Raw genomic sequence first — 15,088 nt, 5'->3', positions numbered from 1 at the left:
AGAGCCGGGTTTTTTGTTGGTTACTCCGCATCATCCAGCGTCATACCAGGGTTTACGGCGCTCTGGCCGCCGCCGGCAATGATCTCGCGCTTGCCGACATGGTTGGCAGGACCAACCAGTCCTTCCCGCTCCATGCGCTCCACCAGGGAGGCGGCGCGGTTATAGCCAACGGACAGACGGCGCTGGATATAGGACGTCGAGCACTTCTGGTCGCGCAGCACCACCTTCACGGCCTTTTCGTAAAGATCGTCGCTGTCATCGCTGCCTGTAGCGGCAGAGGCCGCAGCCGGGCTGCGCTCATAGCTTTCCTCAGGCGGTGCGGTTTCACCCGTATCCTCTTCCGTGACGGTTCCGAGATATTCCGGGCGACCCTGGGTCTTCAGATGGGCCACCACCTGCTCGACCTCGGCATCCGAAACGAAGGGACCGTGGACACGCTGAATACGGCCGCCGCCGACCATTTGCAGCATGTCGCCCTGGCCCAGAAGATGTTCGGCACCCTGCTCGCCCAGAATGGTGCGGCTATCGATCTTCGAGGTGACCTGGAAGGAAATGCGCGTCGGGAAGTTTGCCTTGATCGTGCCGGTGATGACATCGACCGAGGGACGCTGCGTTGCCATGATCAGGTGAATACCTGCGGCACGGGCCATCTGTGCCAGACGCTGGATCGCACCTTCGATTTCCTTGCCGGCCACCATCATCAGGTCGGCCATTTCGTCGACGATGATGACGATATAGGGCATGGGCGACAGGTCGAGATCCTGCTCCTCGTAGACAGGCTCGCCGGAATGGCGGTCAAAGCCGGTCTGGACGCTGACGCTGATGATTTCACCCTTATCACGCGCCTGCGCCGCTCGCTGGTTATAGCCGTCGATATTGCGCACGCCGAGCCGCGACATCTTGCGATAACGGTCTTCCATCTCGCGCACGGCCCATTTCAGCGCCATCACGGCCTTTTTCGGGTCGGTCACGACAGGCGTCAGCAGGTGCGGAATACCGTCATAAACGGAAAGCTCCAGCATCTTGGGATCGACCATGATCAGACGGCACTCCTCTGGCTTCAACCGGTAGAGCAGCGACAGGATCATGGTGTTGATCGCCACGGATTTTCCGGATCCGGTGGTTCCAGCCACCAACAGATGCGGCATTTTCGCAAGTTCGGCAATCACCGGCTCGCCGCCGATGGATTTGCCGAGGCAGAGCGCAAGCTTGTACTTGCTTTCCCAATAATCCTCGCATTCGATCAGTTCGCGCAGATAGACCGTCTCGCGCACGGCATTCGGCAGTTCGATGCCAATGACATTGCGGCCCGGCACCACGGCCACGCGGGCAGACAGCGCCGACATCGAGCGGGCGATATCGTCGGAAAGACCGATCACACGGGAGGATTTGATGCCGGGCGCGGGCTCGAATTCATAGAGCGTCACCACGGGACCGGGGCGAACGTCGATCACCTCGCCACGGATGCCGAAATCTTCCAGCACGCTCTCCAGAAGCCCTGCGCTCTGCTCCAGCGCTTCCGGCAGCATGGCTTCGGCACGGATGGCAGGCGGCTCCTGCAACAGACCGATGGACGGGAAAATGAAATCACCGTCGAAGGGATGGCTGCGGGCAATTTCGATACCACCAGCAACATGGCGTTGCGGACGCGGTGCGAGATCGACAGAGACGCGAGGCGGAACGATGGCGGGCGCCGCTTCCATCACAGGTTCGGCGGCAACAGGCGCGGGTGGCTCTTCCCAGGGCGCCCGGTCTTCCACCACGGGGGCGGGCGCAGGGGCTTCAACGGGCGCGTCAGCCTGAGCAACAACCGGCTGGACGGCGGCAGCGACGGGTGCAGCAGCCACAGGTGCCGGGGCTACTGGCGCGGCAGGCTGGACAACGGGCACAGCCTGGATCGCTACTTCGGCCCGCTTCGGCTTCACTTCGCGATAAAGGGCGGCGACCGACCCTACCAGAGGCATGGCCTGACGCGGCGGCGCGGCAACCGGCATGGGCTGCACCGGCGGCAGCTCGCCCATCTCCGGCATCATTTCAAAGAAGGCGAAATCCGAAATGGCAAGCACGGGCAGCGGCGGGGCAACCGAAAGATTGGCTGGTTCGGCTGGCGGGGCCTTTCGTTCTTCTTCCTCGTGGCGCAAATGGACCTCGATATTTTCCGGCATCCGCATGGCTGCCGCCGCCTGACGCAACCTCCAGGCTTCCACATCCACGGCAGGCTGGGAAGCCGGCTCTGTCTTCATGACAACGGGTTCGGCCACGGCTTCGGGCGCCGTGGTGTCGGATACGGGCTGGGGCTTCTCCGCCTCTACCTGTTTCCTCATGACATTCTTGATCAGCAAGGGGGCTCCGGTTTTTGGCAGGCCGAAATAGGCGGGCGTTTTTTCCACCGGTTCGGACTTTGGCTGTTCAGGGAGAGCGGAGGCGGCAACAGCCTGTTGCTGTTGCGCTGCATCCGCGGCTTGGGCAGCGGCAGCGGCCTCCGCTTCGCGGCGGCGGGCGATGGCGCTTTCCGGCGTGCGGGTAAACCGCACGTTCGGCCCCAGCACGAAAGCCTTGTGCCAGGGCTCAAGCTCTTGTGCCGAAGCCAGAGGCTTGCCCACCTGCTCCTGCCCGGGCGGCATGGCCGCCTGAGTGTCGGGCTGCTCGCCAGCAGCCGGGTCTACATTCGGGTAGGATGAGTTCGGTGGAAAACGCATGGTGCCTACGGTTCGGTAAAAGGACTCGTCTCCCTAAGGAAGTAAAAAATAAAGGTTAATCACTCCTTTCCATGACCGGGCAAACCTTCCGCCCCACAGCCCTCACGAAAGGTGAAATGACGAAGCAAGCAGCTGAAATTGCTTGTTTTTCTCTTTAATCCACAGATCAGGAAATTATTGACGCCGCCGCAGGGGCTTGAAACGGCACGGTAAAATTTTTTGTCGGGCAAAACGGCGTTCGTCCCGCACGCTTTCCGTGCAGGGATCGGCTGGCATAATCGCACAAGCCATGGCAACCTGCGGCTCTACAGCGCCGTCCGCCATATCTGGCGCACCAAGGTTCGCTGTCGCGCTTTAAATTATGCAGCAGGAAGAGGACCGGGAAAGGATGAACCGAAGCTCCCTTCGACGTATTTCATCCCGGCATAGGAGGAAGTTTCATGAGCCAGTCATTCACCGCCGTCGTCATTGATTCGGTTGACGGAAAACCGAAGGGACAGTTCCGCAGCCTGACCATGGCTGACCTGCCCGATCACGACGTGCTGGTGCAGGTTGCCTATTCCACCCTGAACTACAAGGATGGCCTGGCCTTCACCGGCAAAGGCAGGATTGCGCGGCGCATGCCGATCATCGCCGGCGCAGACCTTGCCGGCACAGTCGTCGAATCCAGAAACGCTGCCTGGAAGCCCGGCGACAAGGTGCTGATCAACGGTTTCGGCCTGTCGGAAACGGAAGCCGGTGGCTATAGCCCCTATCAGCGCGTCAAGCCGGAATGGCTGATGAGGCTGCCCGACAGTTTCAGCCTGGAACAGGCCATGGCCATTGGCACAGCTGGTTATACGGCAGCGCTCGCCGTGCTGGCGCTGGAAGACTGGAGCAGGATCAAGCCCGGCGAGGGGGAAGTGGTGGTCACGGGCGCGGCAGGTGGGGTCGGCTCCATCGCAGTCAGCCTGCTCGCCTCATCAGGCTATCTCGTGACGGCCTCCACCGGACGCGAGGAAACCCATGATTATCTGAAGCACCTGGGGGCGTCTGCGATCATGGATCGGGCCAGTCTGACTGAGAAGGGCGGCCCTTTGCAAAAGGAGCGCTTCACAGGCGGCATCGATAGTGTCGGCGGCACCACGCTTGCCAATGTGCTGGCGCAAACCGTTTATGGCGGCGCGGTCGCGGCCTGCGGACTGGCAGGCGGCGCAGACCTGCCCGCCACCGTCATGCCTTTCATATTGCGCGGAGTGAGCCTGCTTGGCATCGATTCGGTCATGACACCGATGGTAAAGCGCGAACGTGCCTGGCAACGGCTGGCGGAGAAACTGAACCGCGACCATCTCGCCGCCATGACCACGGTAGAGCCGCTTTCTAACCTCCCCACCCTGGCCGATGCCATCATGGATGGCCGCATTCGCGGCCGGGTGGTGATCGATGTGAACGCATGAAAACATGAGAGCGGTTCAGTGTTCCGAGAAACACTGAACCGCTCTCATTCTTTATTTTTCACGCATTTCCAGACGGAAAACCGCTAAGCACTTTTCTCGGGACAATGCTCTAGGGTGTGTGGACATTCGGCTTTGGGCGTGGTGAAAACGGTGATTTTCGAGAACCGGAGCGGAGTGTACTTGAGTACATGAGCACCGGAAGCACAGAAAATTGCCGTTTGCAGCCCGCTCAAGGGCGAATGTCCACACATCCTAGGATTTAGCCGGAAACAAGCCTTGGCTGATGATCGGCAATTGTTTCGCTGACGGCTTTCTCTTGGCGCTCCATCTCGGTGAGCATGGCAAGATCGAGAACCTTCTGCAAATCCGCCGCGTGGCGGAAGCTTGGCTCTCGCGTCTGGCCTTCCCGAATGGCTTCGATGAAACGCTCGAAGTTCGTGGCAACCGTTCCCGCGTCCAGGTCCTGCCACTGGCCCTTTTCCACATCCTCGCCCAGGCAGGCGCGCAATGAATTTCCGGTCGGCGTGTGGATCACCTCCAGCGCACCCTTGTCGCCATGCATGCGCAGCCTCAATTCGTTGAGATGGCCGGTGGCCCAGCGGGTGGCATGCACCACGCCCATTGCGCCATTGGCAAACTCGGCTGTCATGGTGAAGCTGTCATTGGCATCGAGGTCGTAATCGCGAATGCGGTTGCCGGGTGCTTTCTCGAACGTCTTCAGTCGCGCGAAGATGCGCTCCACATCTGTCGCCGCCCCATAGCCTGCAAAATCGAGGATGTGGATGCCGACATCGCCCAGAACACCATTCGAGCCATGCTTGGTGGAGAGCCGCCACAGCCACTGGTCCTCGGTTGCCCAGTCGCCCCAGGCTTTCGACACCAGCCAGCTTTGCAGATAGGACGCTTCGATATGACGCACCCTGCCGATCTCACCGGAAAGCACCATCTGCCGGGCTTTCTGCACCGGCGCGACATTGCGGTAAGTCAGGTTCACCATGTTGATCAGGCCCGCTTCCTCAGCCCGCCGCGCCATTTCATCCGCCTTGGCATAGGTTTCCGCCAGGGGCTTCTCGCAGAATACATGCTTGCCTGCGGCCAGAAGCTGCAAGGTTGTGGGGTAGTGCACGCGGTCCGGGGTGACATTGGCCACGGCGTCGAACTCTCCCCATGCGAGGGCTTCCTCCAGCGACGTGAAGGTTTCGGGAATATCATGCCGCAGGGCAAAGGCGCGGACCTTGGCGATATCGACATCCACCGCAGCCACCAGTTTCGCATCGCTATTGGTGGCAAATTCCATGGCATGCCGGTTGGCATGGCCGCCAGTGCCCAGAATGAGCAGACGAACAGGTGCGCTCATCGATAGCCCTCCTCTCCAGCCTTATGCAGCTTCGGACCGCGCTCGGTAATCGGCTCCAATGCCTTATCGACAGGCACATTCGGCGCATCATGGATCCCCTTGAGCGGCGGATGCGGATGATAGGCCCATTTCACCGCATTGCGGATAATCTGCATGACCGTCTCGTTGTGATAGGTCGGATAGGTCTCATGGCCGGGGCGGAAATAGAAGATATTGCCAGCCCCGCGCCGCCAGGTCAGCCCCGAGCGAAACACCTCGCCACCCGCGAACCAGGAGATGAACACGGTTTCCAGCGGTTCGGGCACTGCGAAGAATTCGCCGTACATTTCCTCGTTTTCCAGCACGAACTGTTCCGGAACACCGGCAGCGATGGGATGGCCGGGATTGACGGTCCAGATGCGTTCGCGCTCGCCCGCCTCCCGCCATTTCAGCGAGCAGGGCGTGCCCATCAGCCGCTTGAACACCTTCGCGAAATGACCGGAATGGAGAACGATCAGGCCCATGCCCTCATGCACACGGCGCACCACCCGCTCCACCACGGCATCCTGCACCCCGCCATGGTCCTTGTGGCCCCACCAGACCAACACATCCGTCGCCTCAAGCCGGGCCTCGGTCAGCCCGTGTTCAGACTCCTGCAACGTTGCCGTTGTCGCTTCAATGGCGGCATCGCCGTTCAGCCCTGCGGCGATGGTGGAATGCATCCCGTCGGGATAGATGCCGCCAACGACGGCATTGATATGCTCATGAATATTCTCGCCCCAGACGATCGTCCTGATTGCCACATTGATCTCCCTGATGGATTGGCGTGGGAAAGATGCCCCGATTCTCACGGCTTATGCCGTAACAGTGGCATCTTCCGATGTTGCTTGTGAGCCCTGACAAAGGCAAGCCGGGCACCCTCCCCGCCGCCCGGCCTGTATGTGTCGGAGTCTAAGACAAAGCTTGGCAATTTTTAGAGCATTGTCCCGAGAAAAATGCAGTCGCGGTTTTCCATCCGGACATGCGTTAGAGCATAATCCGACCGGAGTGAAACGAGGATCGATAAGATTATGCTTCAAAAAAGAAAACGTTAGAGCACCGATCTGATCCAATCAGATCGGTGCTCTAGGGTCAAAACTCAATCAGGATGGGTGTTCTGTTGAACGGGATGGGATTGAATGGCAGCGAACAAGCGCAAGGCAAGGCCCTGAGGCCTTGTCGAGCATTGTTCGCAATCAGGCGGCCCATCCCGTTCAACCCTTCGGGCAAGGCGTATTTTGCGCCTGCGGGCGTCGGAAAGGTTTGAAAATGATCGGCATTTCCTGCACCTTTCCTCCTACTCAGACACAAAATACGCCTTGCAGAACACCCATCCTGATTGAGTTTTGACCCTAGGCCGTTGGGACGGACATATGTCGCCCTGAGGGAAAACGCTCTGACACCTCCGGTTCGTGAGAGACGGGCTCACCCTGCGTCACTCGCGCAATCGTGACCGGCACCGACTTTGCCGCCGGCGTATTGCTGCGCTCATCCCGGTGCGCCAGCGACATGACGGCATTGGTTTCGGGATAATAGGCAGCGCAGCAGCCTTTCGGCACATCGAAGGCCACCACCTTGAAGCCCGCTGCCCGCCGCTCGATACCGTCCCGGTCGGCAGAGGCGAATTCGATTACATCGCCCTCGCTCAGCCCCTGCTCGGCCATGTCCATCTCGTTCATGAAGACCACCATGCGCTCGCCGGAAACGCCGCGATAGCGGTCATTATAGGAATAGATGGTGGTGTTGAACTGGTCATGGCTGCGAACGGTCATCAATTGCATATGGGGATGGTCCGGCGACTGGTCGTTCTGGTCCCTGATTTCGGGATTGAAGAGGAAATTCGCCCGCTTTGTCGGCGTGTTCCAGATGCGCTCGCTGGCGCCATTGGGCAGGCGAAAACCGCCTGGCTCTCGAATACGCTCCTTGAAGCGCGTGAACTGATCGGGAATAACCTCCTCGATCTTGTCGCGGATACGGTCGTAATCTTCCACCAGTCCCGTCCAGTCGATCGGCGCACGACCGGCGACGGTCGCTTTGGCAAGATGCGCAATGATCCAGGGCTCGGAGCGGCATTCCTCGCTGGCGGGCTTCAGGCGGCCTGTGGAGCCGTGCACCATGCAGAAACTGTCCTCCACGGTCACGGTCTGAGCCTCGCCTTTTTGCAGATCGAGTTCGGTGCGGCCAAGGGCGGGCAGGATGAAGGCCTTTTTGCCGTGGATCAGGTGGCTGCGATTGAGCTTGGTGGCGACATGAACAGTCAGGCCGATATCCGGCACCTTCGCGCCGATCCGGTCGAAATCCGGAATGGCGCGGAAGAAATTACCGCCCATGGCCAGAAAGGCATCCACCTCGCCTTTCAAAATCGCCTCGCAAGCCTCGGCCGTATCGTGGCCGAACTCTCTTGGACTGGTAAACCCGAACGCCTTGTCCAGATGAGAGAGGAAGCTTTCCGTGGGCGTCTTGTTGATCCCCACCGTGCGGTCGCCCTGCACATTGGAGTGGCCACGAATAGGACAGGCCCCCGCGCCCAGACGACCGATATTGCCGCGCAGGAAAAGCAGGTTCAAAATCTGCTGCATGGCATCGCCGCCATGTTTGTGCTGGGTAATGCCCATGCCCCAGCAGGCGATGACGCGCTCGGCCCGCATGTAGATCCGCGCCGCTTCTTCGATCTCCTCGCGCCGCAACGCGGTGTAGTATTCAATATCCGGCCAGGGGAGCGCGCGCACATAATCCGCAAAAGCCTCGAAGCCGTGCGTGTGCGCCTCGATAAAATCCACGTCCAGAATGCGGGCTTCTCCGCGCTCCCGCGCGGCATCATCAGCGGCAATCACGGCCTTGCACATGCCTTGAAGGGCCATGATATCGCCGCCGGTGCGCAGCTGGAAATAACGGGAGCTGATCTGCTGGCCGCCGCCGGTTAGCATTTCCACCGGGCTTTGCGGATCGGTGAATCTGAGCAGCGCTCTCTCCTTCAGCGGATTGAAGGTCACGATCGGTACACCGCGCTTGGCCATATCGTGCAGATAGCCCATCATGCGCGGGCTGTTGGTGCCAGGGTTCTGACCGATGATGAAGAGGGCATCGCATGCTTCCCAGTCATCCAGCGTCACCGTGCCCTTGCCGATGCCGATGCTTTCCGGCAACGCCACGGTGGTGGTGGCATGGCACATGTCGGAGCAATCGGGAAAATTGTTAGTGCCGAGCACACGCCCGAACAGTTGCCAGAAAAAGGCCGCCTCATTGGAGGTGCGGCCCGAGGTGTAAAGCTCCACCCGCTTTGGATCGAGTTTCAGCAATTCCTCTGCAATGTCCGCAAAGGCGGCCTCCCAGGTGACAGGCTCATACTGGTCAGTCATACTGTTATAGCGCATGGGATGGGTAAGCCGCCCATTGTCTTCCAGCGCGTGATCGCTCCAGGTCTTCAGTTCCTCGACGGTATGGTCGGCAAAGAAAGCCGGATCGGTTCTTTTCTTGGTCGCCTCCCAGGCCACGGCCTTGGCGCCGTTTTCACAATATTCCGCGATATGAGGCTTTTTGGGATCAGGCCAGGCGCAGCTTGGACAGTCGAAACCGCCGGGCTTGTTCATGGACAGCAGGGCGCGGTTGCCCTTGAACAGGATTTTCTGATTGCTCAGATGTTTTTCCACCGCGTTCAACGCGCCCCACCCGCCTGCCGGTGCCTGCTCGGGGGCTGCCTTACGACCTTCTGCCATGTCGGTATCCTCATTCCTTCGGTTGTTACAGGATAACCGGTCCGCCATCGCGAAGTTCCGGCGGAACGCGCGGCATTAAAGGAAGATTGATCTTTCGTGTTTACGGTCTGCTCCATAATCGGACAGTTTCCATGCCTGCTTCTATAACCAGACCACGCCTTTCCATTGTCGCCCCCTGCCATAACGAGGAAGAGGGGCTGGATCTTTTTTGCCGCCGGGTGGCGGCAGCGGCGGCGGAAGCCTGCTGCGACGCTTATGAAATCATCCTGGTGGATGACGGCTCGACCGATGGCACATGGGAGAAGATCTCCGCTCTCAGTCGCGATCACGAGGCCATTCTCGGCGTCAGATTGTTGCGCAATCACGGGCACCAACTGGCCGCGACCGCAGGGCTTGCCACGGCGCGCGGCGAACGTGTGCTGCTGATCGATGCCGATCTGCAAGATCCGCCGGAACTGCTGTTGATGATGATGGCGATCATGGATCGCGGTGCCGACGTGGTGTATGGCCAGCGGCAACGCCGCCAAGGCGAAACCTGGTTCAAACTGACCTCGGCCTCCGCCTTCTACCGGCTGCTCTCGCGGCTGAGTTCGGTGGCAATCCCGCGAGACACCGGCGATTTCCGCCTGATGAACCGCCGGGTGGTGGATATTCTCCTGTCCATGCCGGAGCGGGAGCGTTTCATTCGCGGCATGGTCAGCTGGATCGGCGGGAAACAGGTGGCGCTCCCCTATGAGCGCGATCCGCGTTACGCCGGAGAGACCAAATATTCTTTGCGGAAGATGGTGAGCTTCGCCCTGGATGCGATTACCAGTTTTTCCACCGTGCCGCTCAGGGTGGCGACATGGCTTGGACTGATCACAGCGATGGTGGCGCTGGCCCTGCTGGTCTTCACCCTGGCAAGCTGGCTTATCGGCCATACGGTCACCGGCTGGGCAAGCCTGATGGCCGCCATCACCACCTTCAGCGCCATCCAGTTGATCGGCCTTGGCGTCATTGGCGAATATCTCGGACGTCTCGTTCAGGAACATAAGGGAAGGCCGATGTTCATGGTGGAAGCGATTATTCGCCATGGCGATCTGGCCGAGCTTCCCGTCGATTTTGCAAGCCTGCCGCCACAGGCGAAACGCGAGGCGATGGATGCCGCGACGGTCGATAAAACCGCACAGCGAAAACAATCCGGCCGCTCGGCGTGACTGCCCTAATACCTTCCGATCAAGAGCCCGCATCTAATGGACAGGATCACCGACCTCCGGGAGAAAGACGAGCGCGGAAGCCTGGAAAAGCGGCTGGTTCGTGCAGCGATTGCCGCGTTCCTGCTGCTCACGACTATTCTGATTGCCTGCTTCCCCTTTCCACCGCTTCTGGATTTTCCCAATCATTATGCGCGGATGTGGCTTCTGGCCGGCGGGATCGATCAGGCCCCGTTTCCGGCCATTTATGAGGTCGATTGGCACCGGGCTGTCACCAATGTCGGCATCGACCTCATGGCGCGGTGGATTGGCCCGGTGCTCGGCGTTTCCCTGCTGGCGCATTGCCTGCTGTTTCTCGCCATCACCCTGCCGCCGCTCGGCGCCATTGCACTGAACAGCAGCCTGTTCGGACGCGCGCATCTCTGGCAAATCGCCATTCTGTTTCTGGCCTGGTGCGCGACGCTGATCGGCGGTTTCATCAACTTCCAGATCGGGCTTGGGCTGGCTCTTTTGCTGGCCGCACTGGATCACCGGCTGGCCGCGCGCAAACCAGCGGTGGTGTTCATGGTCCGTGTGCTGGCCGCCTTCCTGCTGACCATCGTGCATATCTTTGCCACGGGCTTTTATCTCGCGTTGTTGTGGGGGCTCGCCTTCGGCAGCACCATGGAACCCTGGCGTCAGCGCACGGCCCGGCTTGCGGCACTTCGCCGGATCGGCATGGCGACACTCGCTGTCGTTCTGCCGGTTCTTCTGATTGCCGCGCAAGGTCAACCGACCCCCGATGCCAATCAGGGCATGGCCATGTGGAACGCCAATCCGGTGCTGATTGCCCTGAACCTGCTAACGATGATCTCCACCTATATCCCCGTGGTGGATGTCCTGTTCGCCATTCCCATCATTCTGATCGTGACGCGGGCGCTGAAGGCCAGACAGTATCGTATCCATGCAGGGCTTTGCCTTGCCACACTGGGCCTTCTGCTGCTGGCCACACTATCACCCCGCCACATCATGGCGACGGGCTGGATCAGTTGGCGCTTTCCGATCATGGCGGCACTCACGGGCATGGCCATGCTGCTGCCATGGCCTCTCCTTGCACCCAGACGAACCCTTCTTCTGGCCATGATCGTCTGCATCGCGGTGTTCGGACGCTCCGGCTGGATCGGCTATAACTGGTGGCGCGGCAACAAGGATGCCCAGGCCGTTCTCACGGTGCTGAGCCATGTGCCGCCCGGCGCGGCCATCCTGCCACTCACCCATATTCCGGATAACCGGCCTCTGGAGTTTCCGTCTCGCTACTATGCCTGGAACGAGGACACGTTCCGCCATCTTGCAACACTGGCGGTGCCGTTCTCGAACGCTTTCGTACCGACGATTTTCACCGCCAAGGGCAAGCAGCCGCTGGCCGTGAAAGACCCCTGGTCCAGGATTGCCGTGCCGGAGGGAAGCCTGATGACGTCTGCAGTGCTGACCTGCCCGCATCTTTTGCAGGAAGCCCTGATCGAAGTACCCTATCTCCGGCACTGGCAGCAGGATTTCGACTATGTGCTGATCTTGAACACGGATATTGCGGATGTGTTTGGCGGTAACGCCGTTCCGCAAGCCCTGAAGCCGGTCGCGCAGACCGACTTCGCTCAACTGTATGTCATTGATAAAAAAGCAGAGCGCGGAGCAGCCGCGATTGGCCACTGCCGCGCCCATCTGTTCGAAGAGCAATAATCTTCGGCCGTCACGTTTAGAGCCTAATCCGAGCGGATTGAAGCAAGGACGATCACGATTATGCTTAAAAAGGAATATGTTAGAGCACCGATCTGATTCACTCAGATCGGAAGGCGATCTAACGGCTCATACCCCAGAGGTAGCCGATCAATCCCGCTCCGGCGATGGCCTTCAGCGGGCGGCTGCGGATCAGGTTCTTGATATCGGTGACAACGTCGCCCGAACCTGTGGCAACTGCCTGTCCGCCGTTTCGTGCGAGGCGATCCTGCAAGCGCCGCACTTCACTCTTCAGATGCTCCACCTTTTCTTCCGGAGAAAGGTTCTCATCCTCCGTTTCCCGCTGGTGCTCGTTGAGAGCGGAGATAACATTCGGCACATCGCTGTCATCGTTGTCGCGGTCTTGCGCACGGTTCATCCGGTGTTGATGTTCCGCATCATCGCGGTCGACACGGCCAGCGGGCTGGCTGGTCTGGGTGATGGAAACGGGATCGGATGCCGGAAACGTATCTTCCAGACCCTTTTGAAGGTCGTTACCTGGCTTATCCAGCCGCTGGGATGCCTTTTCATGCTCCAGCGATTCGACGGCGGGGGATGTTTCATCTCTCATGGTTGCACCTCCTTGCTATGCTGCAACAACGGAGCAGATGCAAATCCGGTTCCAGACAAAACGATCAGGAACGCTGCCACAGTCTCAGGATGAAAATCTCCGCAGGCTTATCTGCCGTAAGGCAGACCGCCTCTCCCGGTGTCAGATCGGCGATGCAATCCAGCGCCCCGGCGACCACACGCTCACCCGCATGATGAATCGTGACCGGCGATGTCGCCAACAGCAGCATCTCGTCGCAATCCACCCTGAAAGAGGCAGAGCCCTCCACCGGAAAACGCTGCATGTCGTGGCGAAAAAACGCGCGCCGGGTCATCAGGTTCAAATCTGTGGTGACACCATCTACCAGCACGGCATGGATGGCTGCCTCTCCCGGAAAAGCATAGGGCGCGCTCTCCGGGAGCAAAAGAACGGGAGCTGCTCCCTCCTCACCTTCCAGCCGCATGCCTGCGCCAGACAGCATCGCAATGCTGCGATCGATACCGTCAAAGCGGGAAAACGGCCCATCCTGCGCCACGGTCGCGATGCTCACACGCCAGAGAAACTCGGAATGCACGGCATCATCGCGATGCAGCGCCACCTCCCGGGTGACGCCGCCGCCATTTTTCCAGGGCACGGTCTGATAGGCTTCGGCTCTTAGAACCCGCATATGCCGTCCTTTCCGAAACCTCGGGCTCAGTTGCCGAGAATGCCCGGCAGCCGTAGCCCTTTGTCTTTTGCGCAGTCGATGGCGATGTCATAGCCCGCATCGGCATGGCGCATGACGCCGGTTGCCGGGTCGTTCCACAGCACCCGCTCCAGCCGTCTGGCGGCATCGTCGGTGCCATCGGCGCAGATCACCACGCCCGAATGCTGGGAAAAGCCCATGCCAACGCCGCCGCCATGATGCAAGGAGACCCAGGTGGCCCCGGAGGCGGTGTTCAACAGCGCATTGAGCAGTGGCCAGTCCGAGACCGCATCGGAGCCATCCTTCATCGCTTCCGTCTCGCGGTTCGGCGAGGCAACGGAGCCGCTGTCCAGATGGTCCCGGCCGATGACCACCGGGGCCTTCAGCTCGCCCTTGCGCACCATGTCGTTGAAAGCCAGCGCCAGCCTGTGGCGATCCCCCAGCCCCACCCAGCAGATGCGGGCGGGCAGGCCCTGGAAGGCAATGCGCTCGCGGGCCATGTCCAGCCAGTTGTGCAGATGGGCGTTGTCCGGCAGCAGTTCCTTCACCTTGGCATCGGTCTTGTAGATATCTTCCGGATTGCCGGAAAGCGCCGCCCAGCGGAAAGGTCCGATGCCCCGGCAGAACAGCGGACGGATATAGGCGGGCACGAAGCCCGGGAAGGCAAAGGCATTTTCCAGCCCCTCTTCCTTTGCCACCTGCCGGATATTGTTGCCGTAATCCAGCGTCGGCACGCCCATGTTCCAGAAATCCACCATGGCCTGAACATGGGTTTTCATGGACGAGCGGGCGGCGGCTTCCACTGCCTTGGGATCGCTCTCCTGCTTTTCGCGCCACTCCGCAACCGTCCAGCCGACAGGCAGATAACCGTGGATAGGATCATGGGCCGAGGTCTGGTCGGTGACGATATCGGGGCGGATGCCGCGTTTCACCAGTTCCGGAAAAATCTCTGCCGCGTTGCCGATCAGGCCGACGGATTTGGCCTCGCCCGCCTTCGTCCAGCCATCGATCATCGCCAGCGCTTCATCCAGCGACTGGGCCTTGGCATCGAGATAGCGGGTGCGCAGGCGGAAATCGACGCGGGTCTCGTCGCATTCCACCGCAAGGCAGCAGGCCCCTGCCATAACCGCCGCAAGCGGCTGCGCGCCACCCATGCCGCCAAGGCCGCCGGTGAGGATCCACTTGCCCTTGAGATTGCCGTTATAATGCTGACGACCGGCCTCGACGAAGGTTTCATAAGTGCCCTGCACAATGCCCTGCGTGCCGATATAGATCCACGAACCGGCGGTCATCTGGCCATACATGGCCAGCCCCTTTTTATCCAGTTCGTTGAAGTGATCCCAGGTGGCCCAATGCGGCACCAGGTTGGAATTGGCGATCAGCACGCGCGGCGCATCCTTGTGGGTGCGGAAAATCCCCACCGGCTTGCCGGATTGCACCAGCAGCGTCTCATCCTCATTCAGATCCTTGAGAGAGGCGACGATACGGTCGAAATCTTCCCAGGTGCGGGCGGCGCGGCCAATGCCGCCATAGACCACCAGTTCGTGCGGGCGCTCGGCAACATCCGGGTCCAGATTGTTCATCAGCATGCGCAGCGGCGCTTCCGTCATCCAGCTCTTGGCGTTGAGTTCCGGACCACGCGGGGCACGAACCTCGCGGATATTGTGGCGTGGATTGGTCAT

Annotated in this window: 10 protein-coding genes; 3 read left to right on the top strand and 7 right to left on the bottom strand. The window is 60.3% G+C overall.

All coding sequences use genetic code 11. The annotated features are described in order from the left end of the window. Window positions 1-20 precede the first annotated feature (20 nt). Window positions 21-2,624 (bottom strand): DNA translocase FtsK, encoded by a 2,604-nt coding sequence (locus QO005_RS13485; RefSeq protein WP_370878072.1) that lies wholly within the window; start codon window positions 2,622-2,624, stop codon window positions 21-23. Window positions 2,625-3,139: 515 nt separating this feature from the next. Between QO005_RS13485 and QO005_RS13480 the strand changes: the two genes are divergently transcribed. Next, the gene (locus tag QO005_RS13480; protein ID WP_307158570.1) at window positions 3,140-4,135 is read left to right on the top strand and encodes an MDR family oxidoreductase; all 996 of its coding nucleotides are present in this window, start codon (window positions 3,140-3,142) and stop codon (window positions 4,133-4,135) included. A 259-nt stretch (window positions 4,136-4,394) separates the two neighbouring features. Here the strand turns inward: QO005_RS13480 and QO005_RS13475 are convergent, their stop codons facing one another. From QO005_RS13475 to QO005_RS13465, 3 genes are all read right to left on the bottom strand, one after another. After that, window positions 4,395-5,492 carry a Gfo/Idh/MocA family protein gene (locus tag QO005_RS13475; protein ID WP_307158569.1) on the bottom strand — a complete coding sequence of 366 codons (1,098 nt, stop codon included), beginning with the start codon at window positions 5,490-5,492 and terminating at the stop codon, window positions 4,395-4,397. Beyond that, window positions 5,489-6,274 (bottom strand): ThuA domain-containing protein, encoded by a 786-nt coding sequence (locus QO005_RS13470; protein ID WP_307158568.1) that lies wholly within the window; start codon window positions 6,272-6,274, stop codon window positions 5,489-5,491. Before QO005_RS13470 ends, QO005_RS13475 begins: the two co-directional genes overlap by 4 nt. A gap of 588 nt (window positions 6,275-6,862) precedes the next feature. After that, window positions 6,863-9,226 carry an FdhF/YdeP family oxidoreductase gene (locus tag QO005_RS13465; RefSeq protein WP_307158567.1) on the bottom strand — a complete coding sequence of 788 codons (2,364 nt, stop codon included), beginning with the start codon at window positions 9,224-9,226 and terminating at the stop codon, window positions 6,863-6,865. Between the two features lie 131 nt (window positions 9,227-9,357). Here QO005_RS13465 and QO005_RS13460 point away from each other — a divergent pair, with 131 nt between their 5' ends. Both QO005_RS13460 and QO005_RS13455 read left to right on the top strand, forming a co-directional pair. Continuing rightward, window positions 9,358-10,422: a glycosyltransferase family 2 protein gene (locus tag QO005_RS13460; RefSeq protein ID WP_307158566.1), complete on the top strand. Its 1,065-nt coding sequence runs from the start codon at window positions 9,358-9,360 to the stop codon at window positions 10,420-10,422. Between the two features lie 36 nt (window positions 10,423-10,458). Beyond that, the gene (locus QO005_RS13455; RefSeq protein WP_307158565.1) at window positions 10,459-12,135 is read left to right on the top strand and encodes a hypothetical protein; all 1,677 of its coding nucleotides are present in this window, start codon (window positions 10,459-10,461) and stop codon (window positions 12,133-12,135) included. A gap of 118 nt (window positions 12,136-12,253) precedes the next feature. Here QO005_RS13455 and QO005_RS13450 read toward each other — a convergent pair whose 3' ends face one another. The 3 genes from QO005_RS13450 to hutU all read right to left on the bottom strand — a co-directional run bounded on the left by QO005_RS13450 (window position 12,254) and on the right by hutU (window position 15,088). Then, the gene (locus QO005_RS13450) at window positions 12,254-12,742 is read right to left on the bottom strand and encodes a hypothetical protein (protein ID WP_307158564.1); all 489 of its coding nucleotides are present in this window, start codon (window positions 12,740-12,742) and stop codon (window positions 12,254-12,256) included. 64 nt (window positions 12,743-12,806) lie between these two features. Then, complete coding sequence (locus QO005_RS13445) at window positions 12,807-13,388, bottom strand: HutD/Ves family protein (protein WP_307158563.1); 582 nt, start codon at window positions 13,386-13,388, stop codon at window positions 12,807-12,809. Between the two features lie 26 nt (window positions 13,389-13,414). Continuing rightward, complete coding sequence (gene hutU / locus QO005_RS13440; RefSeq protein WP_307158562.1) at window positions 13,415-15,088, bottom strand: urocanate hydratase; 1,674 nt, start codon at window positions 15,086-15,088, stop codon at window positions 13,415-13,417.

Source organism: Allorhizobium paknamense (assembly GCF_030815125.1).
Lineage (GTDB): Bacteria > Pseudomonadota > Alphaproteobacteria > Rhizobiales > Rhizobiaceae > Allorhizobium > Allorhizobium paknamense.
Note: the sequence above shows the minus strand (reverse complement) of the source record. Positions and strands in the feature narration are given on the sequence as shown.